Below are 13,086 nucleotides of genomic sequence, written 5' to 3'. Positions count from 1 at the left end.
GGGATCGATCGAGCAGGGTCGCTTATTTGATTCGCTGACCTGGCTTGGCGCCGCTGTCCGGGCTCAGCAGGTAGATTTCTTCACCGCCGGGACCGGCCGCCATCACCATGCCCTCGGAGATCCCGAAGCGCATTTTGCGTGGCTTGAGGTTGGCGATCATCATGGTCAGACGACCTTCCAGCTCAGCCGGGTTCGGGTAGGCGCTCTTGATGCCGGAGAACACGTTGCGCTGCTCGTCGCCGATATCCAGGGTCAGGCGCAGCAGTTTGTCGGCGCCTTCCACGGCTTCGGCCTTGAGGATGAGGGCGACGCGCAGGTCGACAGCGGCAAAGGTATCGAACTCGATTTCCGGCGACAGCGGATCCTTGGCCAGTTCGCCGTTACCCTGAGCCGCAGCATCGCCGGTATCGGTCTGGCTGGCGGTCAGGTCTTCTTTCGAGGCGTCGGTCATGGCTTGCACTTTTACCGGGTCGATACGGGTCATCAACGGCTTGAACTCGTTCAGCTGATGATTGCCGAGCAAGGTCGCATGGTCGTTCCAGGTCAGCGGCGCGACATTCAGGAACGCCTCGGCGTCGGCGGCCAGCAGCGGCAATACCGGTTTGAGGAAGATCACCAACTGGCGGAACAGGTTGATGCCCAAGGCGCAGATCGCCTGAACTTCTTCCTGTTTACCTTCCTGCTTGTTCAGCGACCACGGCGCCTTGTCGGCGATCCAGGCGTTGGCGCGGTCGGCCAGGCCCATGATCTCGCGCATGGCGCGGGCGAAGTCGCGAGCCTCGTAGGCTTCGGCGATGCTCGGAGCCGCAGCGAGAAAGGCTTCGGTCAGCTCCGGCGCGGCATTGCCAGCCACCAGTACGCCAGTGTTGCCTTTATGAATGAAGCCGGCGCAACGGCTGGCGATATTGACGACTTTGCCGACCAGGTCCGAGTTGACTTTTTGTACGAAGTCTTCGAGGTTCAGGTCCAGGTCGTCGACGCCACGGCCGAGCTTGGCTGCGTAGTAGTAGCGCAGGTATTCCGGCGACAGGTGATCGAGGTAGGTCCTGGCCTTGATGAAGGTGCCACGGGACTTGGACATTTTCTGCCCGTTGACGGTCAGGTAGCCGTGCACGTTGATGCCGGTTGGCTTGCGGTAGCCTGCACCTTCGAGCATCGCTGGCCAGAACAGCGCGTGGAAGTTGACGATGTCCTTGCCGATGAAATGGTACAGCTCGGCGGTGGAGTCCTTGGCCCAGAACGCGTCGAAGTCCAGCTCCGGACGACGCGCGCAGAGATTTTTGAAGCTGGCCATGTAGCCGATTGGCGCGTCCAGCCAGACGTAGAAATACTTGCCTGGCTCATCGGGAATCTCGAAACCGAAGTACGGCGCATCGCGGGAGATGTCCCACTGTTGCAAGCCGGCATCCAGCCATTCGGCGATCTTGTTGGCGACCGCGTCTTGCAGGGTGCCGCTGCGGGTCCAGCTCTGCAGCATTTCCTGAAAGTCCGGCAGCTTGAAGAAGAAGTGCTGCGAATCTTTCAGGACGGGGGTGGCGCCGGAAATCGCCGACTTCGGATCTTTCAGGTCGGTTGGCGCGTAGGTCGCGCCGCATTTCTCGCAGTTGTCGCCGTACTGGTCTTCGGTGCCGCATTTCGGGCAGGTGCCCTTGATGAAGCGGTCGGCCAGGAACATTTTCTTTTCCGGGTCGAAATACTGAGTGATCGAGCGCGTGGCGATGTGCCCCGCGTCGCGCAGCTTCAGGTAGATCAGGCTCGACAGCTCGCGGTTTTCTTCGGCGTGGGTCGAGTGGAAGTTATCGAAGTCCACCAGGAACTCGGCAAAGTCGGCGCTGTGTTCCGCCTGGACGTTGGCGATCAGTTGTTCCGGGGTGATGCCTTCCTTTTCCGCGCGCAACATGATCGCCGAACCGTGAGCGTCGTCCGCGCAGACATAGATGCATTGATTGCCGCGATGCTTCTGGAAGCGCACCCACATATCGGTCTGGATGTACTCAAGCATATGGCCAAGGTGAATTGAACCATTGGCATAGGGCAGGGCGCTGGTGACGAGGATCTTGCGTGGCTCGGACATGGGGCTCGGCTACTTGATGAAACGGAGGTCGGCCACTATAAAGCGCTGGCGCATATTTTTCACCCCCGTAGCAGCTGGCGAAGCCTGCGTTCGGCTGCGAAGCAGTCGCCAATCCTGCCCACGTTATTTACCTGACACACCGCGGTGTCTGGTATTACGACCGCTCCGCGCTCGAACGCAGGCTTCGCCAGCTGCTACAGGTCAGGGGGCGGCCCTATGATCTTTGTCACATCCTGAAAGCATGCCGTCCACCCTCCAGAACAGGTAGGATAGCCCCCTGATTTTCTAAAGCCTTGCTATCGGAGTTGCCCATGAGCGCCGTCAATCGCGCAGCGGTGGAAGCCGTCCTTCGCCAATATACCGACCCTTATCTGAACCAGGATCCGGTCAGCGCCGGTTGTGTCCGCGCCATCGATATCCAGGGTGATCGCGTCAGCGTTGCGCTGGAACTGGGCTACGCCGCCGGGATGTTCAAGAGCGGTTGGGCGCAGATGCTGCAAATGGCCATCGAAGGTCTGGACGGGGTAGCGACGGCCAGGGTCGAGATCACCAGCGTGATTGCCGCGCACAAGGCTCAGGCGCAGATTCCGGGGCTGGCCAATGTCAAGAATGTGGTGGCAGTGGCTTCCGGCAAGGGCGGCGTGGGTAAATCCACCACCGCCGCCAACCTGGCGCTGGCACTGGCTCGCGAAGGTGCCAAAGTCGGGATTCTCGACGCGGATATCTACGGTCCGAGTCAGGGCATCATGTTCGGTATTGCGCAAGGCACCCGCCCGAAGATCAAGGACCAGAAATGGTTCGTGCCGATCGAGTCCCACGGAGTCGAAGTCATGTCCATGGCCTTCCTGACCGACGACAACACGCCGATGGTCTGGCGCGGTCCGATGGTCTCGGGGGCGTTGTTGCAGCTGGTGACACAGACGGCCTGGGGTGATCTGGATTATCTGGTGATCGACATGCCGCCAGGCACCGGCGACATCCAGCTGACGCTGGCGCAGAAGGTCCCGGTGGCCGGTGCGGTGATTGTCACCACGCCGCAGGACCTGGCTCTGCTGGATGCGCGCAAGGGCGTGGAGATGTTCCGCAAGGTCAACATTCCGGTGCTGGGCGTGGTGGAAAACATGGCCGTGCACATCTGCTCCAACTGTGGCCACGCCGAGCATCTGTTTGGCGAAGGCGGCGGCGAGAAGCTGGCCACCCAATACGGTGTCGAACTGCTGGCCTCGCTGCCGCTGTCGATAGTCATCCGCGAGCAGGCCGACGGTGGCAAGCCAACGGTCATTGCCGAACCGGACAGCCAGATTGCCATGGTCTACCAGGAACTGGCCCGTCACGTCGGGGCACGGATTGTGTTGCAGGAAGCCGCAACGCCGGCGATGCCGAACATCACCATCAGCGACGATTGATATCTATCAGCCAACGCTGACTAACTGTGGGAGCGAGCCTGCTCGCGATAGCGATCTGACAATCACCATCGGGTGAATGTCAGGTCCTCATCGCGAGCAGGCTCGCTCCCACAGTGGTTTTAGGTTGGCCTTAAATCCGCAAACCACCATCTAATTCCAGAATCCGGCCAGTGTAATAGTCGTTCTCGAAGATGTAGGCCGCCGAGTGGGCGATCTCTTCAGGTTTGCCCATGCGCTTGAGCGCAATGCCCGAGGTCATTTTCTCCAGTACCTCAGGCTTCATGCCCAGCGTCATCTCGGTTTCAATAAAGCCCGGCGCGATGCCCGCTACGCGAATCCCGTAACGCGCCAGTTCCTTGGCCCAGGTCACGGTGGCTGCTGCGACCCCGGCCTTGGCCGCGGAGTAGTTGGTCTGGCCAACGTTACCGGCGCGGGAAATCGACGAGATATTGATGATTGCGCCGTGATTGTCCAGCTCAATCATCTTCGCCGCCACTTCGCGGGTGCAGAGAAACACGCCGGTCAGGTTGACGTCGATCACTGCCTGCCATTGGGCCAGGCTCATTTTGCTCATTTCACCGTCCTTGACCTTGATCAACAGGCCATCACGCAGAATTCCGGCATTGTTGATCAAACCGTGGATCGCGCCGAAATCTTCGGCGACCTGCGCGACCATATGGCTCACGTGTTCTTCATTGGCGACGTTGCACAGATAAGCGCGGGCTTCGACACCAGCGGCCTGGCAGGCCGCCACGGCGAGGTCGAGTTTTTCCTGGTTCAGGTCGACCAGGGCCAGCTTCGCGCCCTTGGTGGCGAGATACTCAGCCATGGAGCGGCCTAAACCCTGGCAACCGCCAGTGATAATGATTACTTTGTCAGTGAGTTGCATTCGCATGCCCCCGGTAGCAGATGAGAGTGGTTCCCTTTTATATAGCCTCTCCTGCGCGCCTGATGTGGCCTGGCTGCATATGAGAACTGCTCCGATGGCGTCACTGCAGACTTTCACCAGCTGCCTGTCCGTTTTTTCGACGGACACTATATAAGGAGTCATAAATTGAGCGTTGAAGCCGCTAAGCATGCCCGAGAATTGTTACTCAAGGAATACCGTGGAGTGTTGTCGACGCACTCCAGGGCAATGCCCGGTTTTCCGTTTGGCTCGGTGGTTCCTTACTGTCTGGACGAGCAGGGCCGTCCGCTGATCCTGATCAGCCGGATCGCCCAGCACACCCACAACTTGCTCAAAGATGCGAAATGTTCACTGCTGGTCGGTGAGCGCGAAGCCCAGGACGTCCAAGCAGTCGGTCGCCTGACCTACCTGGCCGAGGCCGAAAAGCTTGGCGACCCCGAGGCGATCGAGGCTGCGGCCGAGCGGTACTACCGGTACTTCCCTGAGTCGCAGAATTATCACCAGGCCCATGATTTCGACTTCTGGGTACTCAAGCCGGTGCGTCATCGCTATATCGGCGGTTTCGGTGCGATTCACTGGGTCGATCAGTTGACCCTGGCCAATCCCTTCGCCGGTAAGGCGGAAGTGAGCATGGTCGAGCACATGAATCGCGACCACGCCAAGGCTATCGCCCACTACGTCGAGTTGACCGGGTTGCCGAAAACCGCGCCGGCACAACTGGCCGGGATCGACAGCGAAGGTATGCACTTGCGTATTGGCCAGGGCCTGTACTGGTTGTCCTTCCCAAGTCCTTGTAATACGCCGACACAAGTGCGCGAAGCCTTGGTTTTTCTGGCTCACGCCGAGCATTGGCCAAAAAATGAGGCGGCTGACGCTTGAATTCACGAAACAGCGACGTCATCTAATGTGAACTTGGAAGACATTCTTCCGTTGAGGAACCATTTGATGCGCGCTTTTTTGTTGCTCTTTCTGCTGTTTCCGGTGCTAGAGCTGTATGTGTTTGTCAAAGTCAGCTCGGCCATCGGCTTTTTCCCGGCCCTGCTGCTGATTATTCTTGGCTCGATGCTCGGTGTGCTGGTATTGCGCGTCGCCGGCCTGGCCACGGCCCTGCGGGCGCGTGAAAGCCTGAACCGCGGCGAGTTGCCAGCCCAGCAAATGCTTGAAGGCCTGATGATGGCCCTGGGTGGCGGTCTGTTGATCCTGCCGGGTTTCATCAGCGACGTGTTTGGTTTGATCATGCTGTTGCCGATCACTCGTCGGTTGCTGGCCAACAAGATGCGCAAACGTGCCGAGGAGCAGGCGATTCGTCAGCGTGCTTTTGCCGAGGATATGCAGGCTCGTGGCGGTCCGGCTCCACAGCAGCCGCTTGGGCGCCAGCCGAACGTGATCGAGGGTGAGTTCGAGCATCGCGACCCGTAACCCGTTTTGCTGGTCGGCATGGCACCTGCGGGTGCCATGTTTGTTTCTCAGGCCCAGGCTCCAGGTAAAAAAATTCGCTCACCAGCTCTTGTAATAAGCTTATGCGCCCTTATGTAACGGTCACCGCAAGGTTTTGGTGGCGACACCAGACAGACTTCCGCGGTTCGCTTGGCGAGCCGCAACCGGCACCGCCGGATTTGCTAACCCGCCGGGAATACACCGGCCGATGAAAACCACAATTAGGAGAGATCGACAATGAAGCTTCGTCCTCTGCATGACCGCGTCGTAATCCGTCGCAGCGAAGAAGAAAAGAAAACCGCTGGCGGTATCGTTCTGCCAGGTTCGGCTGCTGAAAAAGCCAACAGCGGTGAAATCCTCGCTGTAGGTACCGGCCGCGTGCTGGACAGCGGTGAAGTGCGTGCACTGGCCGTGAAAGTGGGTGACAAGGTTGTGTTCGGCCCTTACTCCGGCAGCAACACTGTGAAAGTAGACGGCGAAGACCTGCTGGTAATGAGCGAGAACGAAATCCTCGCTGTTATCGAAGGCTGATTTCCGCTCAATTTCCCGCTACTACAAAGTATTTAAGGAATATCGATCATGGCTGCTAAAGAAGTTAAATTCGGCGACTCCGCCCGTAAGAAAATGCTCGCCGGTGTCAACGTCCTGGCTGACGCAGTAAAAGCGACCCTGGGCCCTAAAGGCCGTAACGTGATCATCGAGAAGAGCTTCGGCGCTCCGACCATCACCAAGGACGGCGTGTCCGTTGCCAAAGAAATCGAGCTGAAAGATCGCTTCGAAAACATGGGCGCGCAGCTGGTCAAAGACGTTGCCTCCCGTGCCAACGATGACGCAGGCGACGGCACCACCACCGCTACCGTTCTGGCTCAATCGATCGTCAACGAAGGCCTTAAAGCCGTCGCTGCCGGCATGAACCCGATGGACCTGAAGCGCGGTATCGACAAAGCGACCATCGCCATCGTCAAAGAGCTCAAAGCCCTGTCCAAGCCTTGCGCTGACACCAAGGCCATCGCTCAGGTCGGCACTATCTCGGCCAACTCCGACAACTCCATCGGCGACATCATTGCCGAAGCCATGGAAAAAGTCGGTAAAGAAGGCGTGATCACCGTTGAAGAAGGCTCGGGCCTGGAAAACGAACTGTCGGTTGTTGAAGGCATGCAGTTCGACCGTGGTTACCTGTCCCCGTACTTCGTCAACAAGCCAGAGACCATGACTGCCGAGCTCGACGGTCCACTGATCCTGCTGGTCGACAAGAAAATCTCGAACATCCGTGAACTGCTGCCAGTACTGGAAGCCGTTGCCAAAGCAGGTCGTCCACTGTTGATCGTGAGCGAAGACGTTGAAGGCGAAGCCCTGGCGACTCTGGTTGTGAACAACATGCGCGGTATCGTCAAAGTGGTTGCCGTCAAGGCTCCAGGTTTTGGTGATCGTCGCAAGGCCATGCTGCAGGACATCGCTGTCCTGACCGGCGGTACCGTTATCTCCGAAGAGATCGGTCTGAGCCTGGAAAGCGCTACCCTGGAACACCTGGGTAATGCCAAGCGCGTCGCCGTGACCAAGGAAAACACCACCGTCATCGACGGCGCTGGCGTTGAAGCTGATATCCAGGCTCGCGTTCTGCAGATCCGTCAGCAAGTGGCTGATACTTCGTCCGACTACGACCGTGAAAAACTGCAAGAGCGTCTGGCCAAGCTGTCCGGCGGCGTTGCAGTGATCAAGGTTGGCGCTGGTTCCGAAGTTGAAATGAAAGAGAAGAAAGCCCGCGTTGAAGACGCCCTGCACGCTACCCGTGCAGCCGTTGAAGAAGGCGTGGTACCTGGCGGTGGCGTAGCGCTGATTCGCGCTCTGCAAGCCATCAGCGATCTGAAAGGCGACAACGCTGATCAGAACGTCGGTATTGCTGTACTGCGTCGCGCGATCGAATCGCCACTGCGCCAGATCGTTGCCAACTCCGGCGACGAGCCAAGCGTAGTGGTCGACAAGGTCAAGCAAGGTTCGGGTAACTTCGGTTACAACGCAGCCAGCGGCGAATACGGCGACATGATCGAAATGGGCATCCTGGACCCTACCAAAGTGACTCGTTCTGCTCTGCAGGCCGCGGCGTCCATTGGTGGCCTGATGCTGACCACCGAAGCCATGATCGCTGATGCTCCGGATGACAAACCAGCTGGCGGCGGCATGCCAGACATGGGTGGTATGGGTGGCATGGGCGGCATGATGTAAGCCAGCCTTACCCTGTACTGAAAAACCCCGTCGGCGTTAAGCCGGCGGGGTTTTTTAATGTCCGGAGTTTGCGCAGCCCCGAAAAGATCGCAGCCTGCGGCAGCTGCTACACAGGGGCGGCGTACTCCGTAGGAGCTGCCGCAGGCTGCGATCTTTTGATCTTGAATTCAGACGCCGACAGGCTCTGCCTGAATCACCCGCTCAGCCTTGGAAGCTGGCCGATACAGAAGGTAGTAATACGATCCCAGACAAATCAACCAGCAGAAAATCGCCGTCCACACGTTGTGGGAAAAGAAGTGCGCACCCTGGATCATCCGGCCGATGGAAAATACCGTACCCAGCCCGAAAGCAAAGACAAGTGCACCGCGAGCCATTCGCGGGCGACGATCACGCAATACAAAAAACAGCGCAAACAACGTAAACCCCGTAGCCGCATGGCCTCCAGGCCAGCAACGACCGGGTTTGTCGGCCTGTGGACGCGGGCTGAGCAGCTCGCTGTAGGTTTCCTTGCCACCGAATTCCTTCAGACTCCAGGGGCATTGCACGGCCGTCACGGCCTTGAGCGGGGTGACGAAAGACGTCGCCAGGGCCAGCGACAGCACCAGGCAGCCCAGTTCGCGCTTGACGGGTTTGAGTCGCGGCAGAAAAAAACTGCCAATGAAACCGAGAATCGCCAACACCGAGAAACCGATGACCACCTGCTTGGCCCGGTCATGCAGGATGTCTTCCAGAAGGTGACTGTGCCTGACGAAACCGCCTGTAACAGGGTTATAAAACAGCCGTGCAAGGTCCATGTCCAAAGACGTCAACTCCAGCAGGATCAGGATCACCGCTGCAAGGGCGGGCACACCCAGGCATAGCCAGAAGTTCAGCGGGCGTGAGTCGGGGCGGGCAACAGTTGAGGCCATGGCAAATCCTTCTTGGATAAACGTGCTCGGGAAGCGGCTGCGCGCGGAGTCTGGGCCGGGCCCTGTCGTCAGGTTGTGAATCGATGGTGAAAAACTCGTCAAGCCGTTTCAACGATTGACCAACAGTCCCTGGCGCGGGAGACAGTCCTAGCCGTGGGCCACGCTTGGCCTTAAGCTGCGCGAGCCAAGACGGCTGTTACTGTGTACGGAGGAGTGCCCATGCGAATTCTATTGGTTGAAGACAACCGCGATATCCTCGCCAATCTGGCTGATTACCTGGGGCTTAAAGGCTACACCGTGGATTGCGCGCAGGACGGACTGTCGGGCTTGCACCTGGCAGCGACCGAGCATTACGACTTGATCGTGCTCGACATCATGTTGCCAGGCATCGACGGTTACACCCTGTGCAAACGACTGCGTGAAGATGCCCGGCGCGACACCCCGGTGATCATGCTCACCGCCCGCGATCAACTGGATGACCGTCTGCAGGGTTTCAAGTCCGGGGCCGATGATTATCTGGTCAAGCCCTTTGCGCTGTCGGAGCTTGCGGCGCGGATCGAGGCGGTCATGCGTCGTACTCAGGGTGGCGGTCGCCGGGCTCTGCAAGTCGGCGATCTGAGTTATGACCTCGACACCCTTGAAGTGACCCGCGAAGGGCGTCTGCTCAAGCTCAATCCGGTGGGCCTCAAGCTGCTGGCGGTGCTGATGCAGAAGAGCCCGCACGTGTTGCGTCGCGAGATTCTCGAAGAGGCCCTGTGGGGCGATGACTGCCCGGACAGCGACAGCCTGCGCAGCCATGTCCACCAGTTGCGCCAGGTGATCGACAAACCCTTCGCCAAACCGCTGTTACACACTGTGCATGGTGTCGGCTATCGCTTGGCCGAGGGCCGTGATGGAGTTTAGACAGAGCCTTGCTCAACGAATCATCATCGCCTTTGCGTTGATGAGCGCATTGGTTGCAGGGGCATTCGCCATGGGCATTGTGGCGACCGTGCACCTGGTGGAAGAGAAGTTGATTTCCGCAGGTCTGGGCGGCGATCTGCAGCGTCTGTTGCTGATGGACAGCGTCGCCGACTGGAGCCATCGACCGGAGCCGGACCAACTGTTTTACTTCAGCGGTGGCCCCGGCGACTTTGACGTACCCAGGGACCTGCGCAATCTGAGCACGGGATTTCACGAGGTGTTTCGCGACCAGCTGTCGTATCACGCCATGGTCGAAATAGTCGACGAGCGGCGATATGTGTTGATGCAGGACCAGAGTGATTTCGAAGAGCGTGAACGGGTATTGTTCGCCGTGGTGCTGGTGGGCTTCGTGCTGAGCCTGGCGCTGGCGGTGTTCCTCGGTTGGGTACTGGCGCGCAAGGTCATGGCGCCGGTGGTACGGTTGGCCCGTCAGGTACGGCATCGCGATCAGTTGCTCGGCCTGGCACCGCCCCTGGCGCCGGACTACGCCGCGGATGAGGTGGGTGAGCTGGCGGTAGCCTTCGACGCCACCCTGGGGCGTTTACGCCAGGCATTGAGCCGTGAACAGCTGTTTACCAGCGACGTCAGTCACGAACTGCGTACCCCGTTGATGGTGGTGGCCAGCTCTTGCGAACTGCTGCTGGAAAACCCCGGCATCGACCAGCGCGGGCGGGCCCAGGTCGAACGGATTGCCCGCGCCTGTGAGGAAATGCGCGAACTGGTGCAGACTTTTCTGATGTTGGCCCGTGCCCAGCACGAAGATGCCAGTATGTCGCCGCAGCTGACCTTGAGTCAGGTGGCCGAAGATCTCATTACACTGTGGCGCGAATCCATCGAGGCCAAGGGGCTCGAGCTTATCTATGAGCCGGGCGACCCGCTGGATACCCGCTATAACGCGACATTCCTGCACGCCGTCATGAGCAATCTGTTGCGCAATGCATTGCATTACACCGACCGTGGGTATATTCGCCTGACGCTGGAACCGAGCGGCTTTGTGGTCGAGGACAGCGGTGTGGGAATTCCCGAAGAAAAACGCGAGGCAATGTTCGAGCCGTTCGTGCGCGGCAACGAGAAGCGCGGTGAGGGGCTGGGCCTTGGCCTGTCACTGGTGCAGCGGATCTGTGAAAACCAGGGCTGGTGCGTCAGCCTCAGCACCATGCAGCCCAATGGTTGTCGTTTCCATGTTCGGCTCAATCCATACAACGCCTGACACCTTCCTGTGCCCGGTTCCCCTGGGCCTGCAATAACCCTCAGCTTTAGCAGGCAGTGGCCTAGAGCCATTGCTGGCCGCTTGTAAAATCTGGAAATAAAACAGGATTAGACGGGACAAAGTTTTCACAACTCGATGACCTGACGGCGACATGTCATGGCCTAAGGTGGGGCCATCAATGACAGGAGACCCTGATGATGGCGACACCGATCAAACTTGAATTTTCCGAAAAATACACCGAACAGCATGCGCGCGAGTATTTGCTCAAGCACCAGGACGGCCTGGCCCGCAAGTTGTCGCATACACGCGACGAACAACTGGCCTCACGGGCGCTTGCGCTGGCCGGAGAGCCCGGTCTGGTGCTCGATCTGCCGTGCGGCGCCGGACGGTTCTGGCCGTTGCTGGCGAAAAAACCGAATCGCGTCATCATTGGTGCGGACAACTCCGAAGCCATGCTGCAGATCGCCACGCTGGCCCAGCCAGCCGACGTGGTGAAAAGGGTACAACCCTTGCAAACATCAGCATTCGCCATCGACTTGCCGGATAACGCCGTCGACAGCATTTTTTGCATGCGTTTGCTCCATCACATCGGTGAGTCCAGTCATCGAATGGCCCTATTGCGCGAGTTTCAGCGTGTTACCCGCGATAGCGTCATCATCTCCCTCTGGGTCGATGGCAACTTCAAGGCCTGGAAACGCAAGCGGATGGAGCAAAAACGCCTGGAGAAAGGTGGGCAGGAGAGTTACCAAAATAGATTTGTGTTACCCGCTGCTACGGTAGAGGAAGAGTTCAAACAGGCCGGTTTCCGGATTCAGGAACATTTGGACTTTATTCCGCTCTACGCGATGTGGCGAGTGTACGTATTACGCAAGAGGTAACCGGATGGCTGTTAAACATGCTTCAGAAGCGGATATCCCTTCTGAAGACCGCTTTGACTACTTCTGGAATCTGCGCGGTGAGTGGGTAGAAGAGCCCAACCAGCGCCGCGGCGGGGAAAGCGGCGTACAACGGATTCTGAGCAGTCATGGTCGATTGCTCTATGCGAAACGTCAGATCGGGCATATCTACCGCAGTTGGTTGCACCCGTTCGGGCGACCCACGGTACTGCGTGAGCGTGATGCCCTCAATGGCCTGCGTTTACTGGATGTGCGGGTACCGGAATTGGTGTTTTGCGGTGCGCAACGCGACGCTCGGCATCAATGGCGAGCGCTGTTGGTGACCGCGGCACTGGATGGTTTCCTGGAAATAGACAATTGGTATACCGCCGGTGGGCGCGAGCGCCATGGCGAGGGGGTGCATGATCGTCTGTTGCAAGAGTTGGCCGTGATCCTGGCGCGTATGCATAAAGGCCGATGGCAGCATGGATGTCTCTATGCCAAGCATATTTTCGTCCGGGTGACGGGTGAAGATGAAGCGGCCCGAGTCGAGGTGGCCTTGCTGGATCTGGAGAAGTCCCGACGGCGTCTGAGCAGTACCCTTGCCGCCGTCCACGACATGAAACAACTGCGTCGCCATTCGTCGTGGAGCCCTACGGACTGGCAAAAACTCAGCTACTTTTATAGGACGGCGTTTGGCAGTGCTATCAAGGGTTTAGAGTAATGAAACTAGAAATTGCTCGAGGTTTGTTCTTGATGGGAGCCTTGGCAGTCACTTCTTGGGCGGTGGCCGCTTGGGAACAGCCCCGCACACAGGTCCTCAGTGCAATGCACAGCGATGCGCATTGCCCTTTGCCACGGGCAGCCAAGGCATCCGTGGTAACAAAACCCGACCAGGATTTTCTGCTGTTCATGTTCGGTATATCTCAGGGAATTAGGCCACAGAGTTGAAGAAAATGAAGCCCAGATAAATGGCCTCGCATTGCGAGGCCTTTTTGGTTGTGCGTGGCTCTTTTGCGGATGTACTCATCTCTCGCTGGTGTACATATCCATTTCTGCGGTAACGGATATGTACCCGTAAAA

The 13,086-nt window shown here is 58.5% G+C and carries 13 protein-coding genes; 10 read left to right on the top strand and 3 right to left on the bottom strand.

Annotation, left to right across the window (positions count from 1 at the left end):
• Nucleotides 1–22: 22 nt before the first annotated feature.
• Nucleotides 23–2,074, bottom strand: a complete 2,052-nt coding sequence (gene metG / locus F8N85_RS12790; RefSeq protein ID WP_150803970.1) for a methionine--tRNA ligase — start codon at nt 2,072–2,074, stop codon at nt 23–25.
• Nucleotides 2,075–2,385: 311 nt separating this feature from the next.
• Between metG and apbC the strand changes: the two genes are divergently transcribed.
• Nucleotides 2,386–3,480, top strand: coding sequence for an iron-sulfur cluster carrier protein ApbC (apbC, locus tag F8N85_RS12785; protein ID WP_150803969.1), 1,095 nt, complete (start codon nt 2,386–2,388; stop codon nt 3,478–3,480).
• Nucleotides 3,481–3,610: 130 nt separating this feature from the next.
• Here the strand turns inward: apbC and F8N85_RS12780 are convergent, their stop codons facing one another.
• Nucleotides 3,611–4,369: an SDR family oxidoreductase gene (locus F8N85_RS12780; protein WP_150803968.1), complete on the bottom strand. Its 759-nt coding sequence runs from the start codon at nt 4,367–4,369 to the stop codon at nt 3,611–3,613.
• Nucleotides 4,370–4,534: 165 nt separating this feature from the next.
• On the opposite strand from F8N85_RS12780, the gene F8N85_RS12775 reads away from it, so the two are divergent.
• From F8N85_RS12775 to groL, 4 genes are all read left to right on the top strand, one after another.
• Entirely contained in the window at nt 4,535–5,266 is a 732-nt protein-coding gene (locus F8N85_RS12775) for a HugZ family protein (protein WP_150803967.1), read from the top strand.
• Between the two features lie 66 nt (nt 5,267–5,332).
• Nucleotides 5,333–5,806 carry an FxsA family protein gene (locus tag F8N85_RS12770; protein ID WP_150803966.1) on the top strand — a complete coding sequence of 158 codons (474 nt, stop codon included), beginning with the start codon at nt 5,333–5,335 and terminating at the stop codon, nt 5,804–5,806.
• Nucleotides 5,807–6,061: 255 nt separating this feature from the next.
• Nucleotides 6,062–6,355 carry a co-chaperone GroES gene (locus F8N85_RS12765; protein WP_150803965.1) on the top strand — a complete coding sequence of 98 codons (294 nt, stop codon included), beginning with the start codon at nt 6,062–6,064 and terminating at the stop codon, nt 6,353–6,355.
• Nucleotides 6,356–6,403: 48 nt separating this feature from the next.
• Nucleotides 6,404–8,047: a chaperonin GroEL gene (gene groL, locus F8N85_RS12760; RefSeq protein WP_150803964.1), complete on the top strand. Its 1,644-nt coding sequence runs from the start codon at nt 6,404–6,406 to the stop codon at nt 8,045–8,047.
• A 167-nt stretch (nt 8,048–8,214) separates the two neighbouring features.
• Here the strand turns inward: groL and F8N85_RS12755 are convergent, their stop codons facing one another.
• Nucleotides 8,215–8,955: a phosphatase PAP2 family protein gene (locus F8N85_RS12755; protein ID WP_150803963.1), complete on the bottom strand. Its 741-nt coding sequence runs from the start codon at nt 8,953–8,955 to the stop codon at nt 8,215–8,217.
• 219 nt (nt 8,956–9,174) lie between these two features.
• Here F8N85_RS12755 and colR point away from each other — a divergent pair, with 219 nt between their 5' ends.
• The 5 genes from colR (at nt 9,175) to F8N85_RS34970 (ending at nt 12,954) form a co-directional block, all read left to right on the top strand.
• Complete coding sequence (colR, locus tag F8N85_RS12750) at nt 9,175–9,858, top strand: two-component system response regulator ColR (RefSeq protein ID WP_150803962.1); 684 nt, start codon at nt 9,175–9,177, stop codon at nt 9,856–9,858.
• A complete protein-coding gene (locus F8N85_RS12745) occupies nt 9,848–11,128 on the top strand; it encodes a sensor histidine kinase (RefSeq protein ID WP_150803961.1) in 1,281 nt (426 codons plus the stop codon). Before colR ends, F8N85_RS12745 begins: the two co-directional genes overlap by 11 nt.
• Before the next feature lie 197 nt (nt 11,129–11,325).
• Nucleotides 11,326–12,006 carry a class I SAM-dependent methyltransferase gene (locus F8N85_RS12740; RefSeq protein WP_150804096.1) on the top strand — a complete coding sequence of 227 codons (681 nt, stop codon included), beginning with the start codon at nt 11,326–11,328 and terminating at the stop codon, nt 12,004–12,006.
• 4 nt (nt 12,007–12,010) lie between these two features.
• A complete protein-coding gene (locus tag F8N85_RS12735; RefSeq protein WP_150803960.1) occupies nt 12,011–12,727 on the top strand; it encodes a lipopolysaccharide kinase InaA family protein in 717 nt (238 codons plus the stop codon).
• On the top strand, nt 12,727–12,954 hold the full coding sequence (locus F8N85_RS34970; protein ID WP_150803959.1) for a hypothetical protein: 228 nt from the start codon (nt 12,727–12,729) through the stop codon (nt 12,952–12,954). Before F8N85_RS12735 ends, F8N85_RS34970 begins: the two co-directional genes overlap by 1 nt.
• Nucleotides 12,955–13,086: the final 132 nt, after the last annotated feature.

This window comes from Pseudomonas fluorescens (genome assembly GCF_902497875.1).
In the GTDB taxonomy this organism is placed as follows: domain Bacteria; phylum Pseudomonadota; class Gammaproteobacteria; order Pseudomonadales; family Pseudomonadaceae; genus Aquipseudomonas; species Aquipseudomonas fluorescens_BR.
This window is presented reverse-complemented; position numbering and strand designations above follow the sequence as displayed.

What these genes read in the sequence shown, in the direction of transcription:
- metG (WP_150803970.1), bottom strand. Translation starts at nt 2,074, where the DNA reads ATGTCCGAGCCACGCAAGATCCTCGTCACCAGCGCCCTGCCCTATGCC.
- apbC (WP_150803969.1), top strand. Translation starts at nt 2,386, where the DNA reads ATGAGCGCCGTCAATCGCGCAGCGGTGGAAGCCGTCCTTCGCCAATAT.
- F8N85_RS12780 (WP_150803968.1), bottom strand. Translation starts at nt 4,369, where the DNA reads ATGCAACTCACTGACAAAGTAATCATTATCACTGGCGGTTGCCAGGGT.
- F8N85_RS12770 (WP_150803966.1), top strand. Translation starts at nt 5,333, where the DNA reads ATGCGCGCTTTTTTGTTGCTCTTTCTGCTGTTTCCGGTGCTAGAGCTG.
- F8N85_RS12765 (WP_150803965.1), top strand. Translation starts at nt 6,062, where the DNA reads ATGAAGCTTCGTCCTCTGCATGACCGCGTCGTAATCCGTCGCAGCGAA.
- groL (WP_150803964.1), top strand. Translation starts at nt 6,404, where the DNA reads ATGGCTGCTAAAGAAGTTAAATTCGGCGACTCCGCCCGTAAGAAAATG.
- F8N85_RS12755 (WP_150803963.1), bottom strand. Translation starts at nt 8,955, where the DNA reads ATGGCCTCAACTGTTGCCCGCCCCGACTCACGCCCGCTGAACTTCTGG.
- colR (WP_150803962.1), top strand. Translation starts at nt 9,175, where the DNA reads ATGCGAATTCTATTGGTTGAAGACAACCGCGATATCCTCGCCAATCTG.
- F8N85_RS12745 (WP_150803961.1), top strand. Translation starts at nt 9,848, where the DNA reads ATGGAGTTTAGACAGAGCCTTGCTCAACGAATCATCATCGCCTTTGCG.
- F8N85_RS12740 (WP_150804096.1), top strand. Translation starts at nt 11,326, where the DNA reads ATGGCGACACCGATCAAACTTGAATTTTCCGAAAAATACACCGAACAG.
- F8N85_RS12735 (WP_150803960.1), top strand. Translation starts at nt 12,011, where the DNA reads ATGGCTGTTAAACATGCTTCAGAAGCGGATATCCCTTCTGAAGACCGC.
- F8N85_RS34970 (WP_150803959.1), top strand. Translation starts at nt 12,727, where the DNA reads ATGAAACTAGAAATTGCTCGAGGTTTGTTCTTGATGGGAGCCTTGGCA.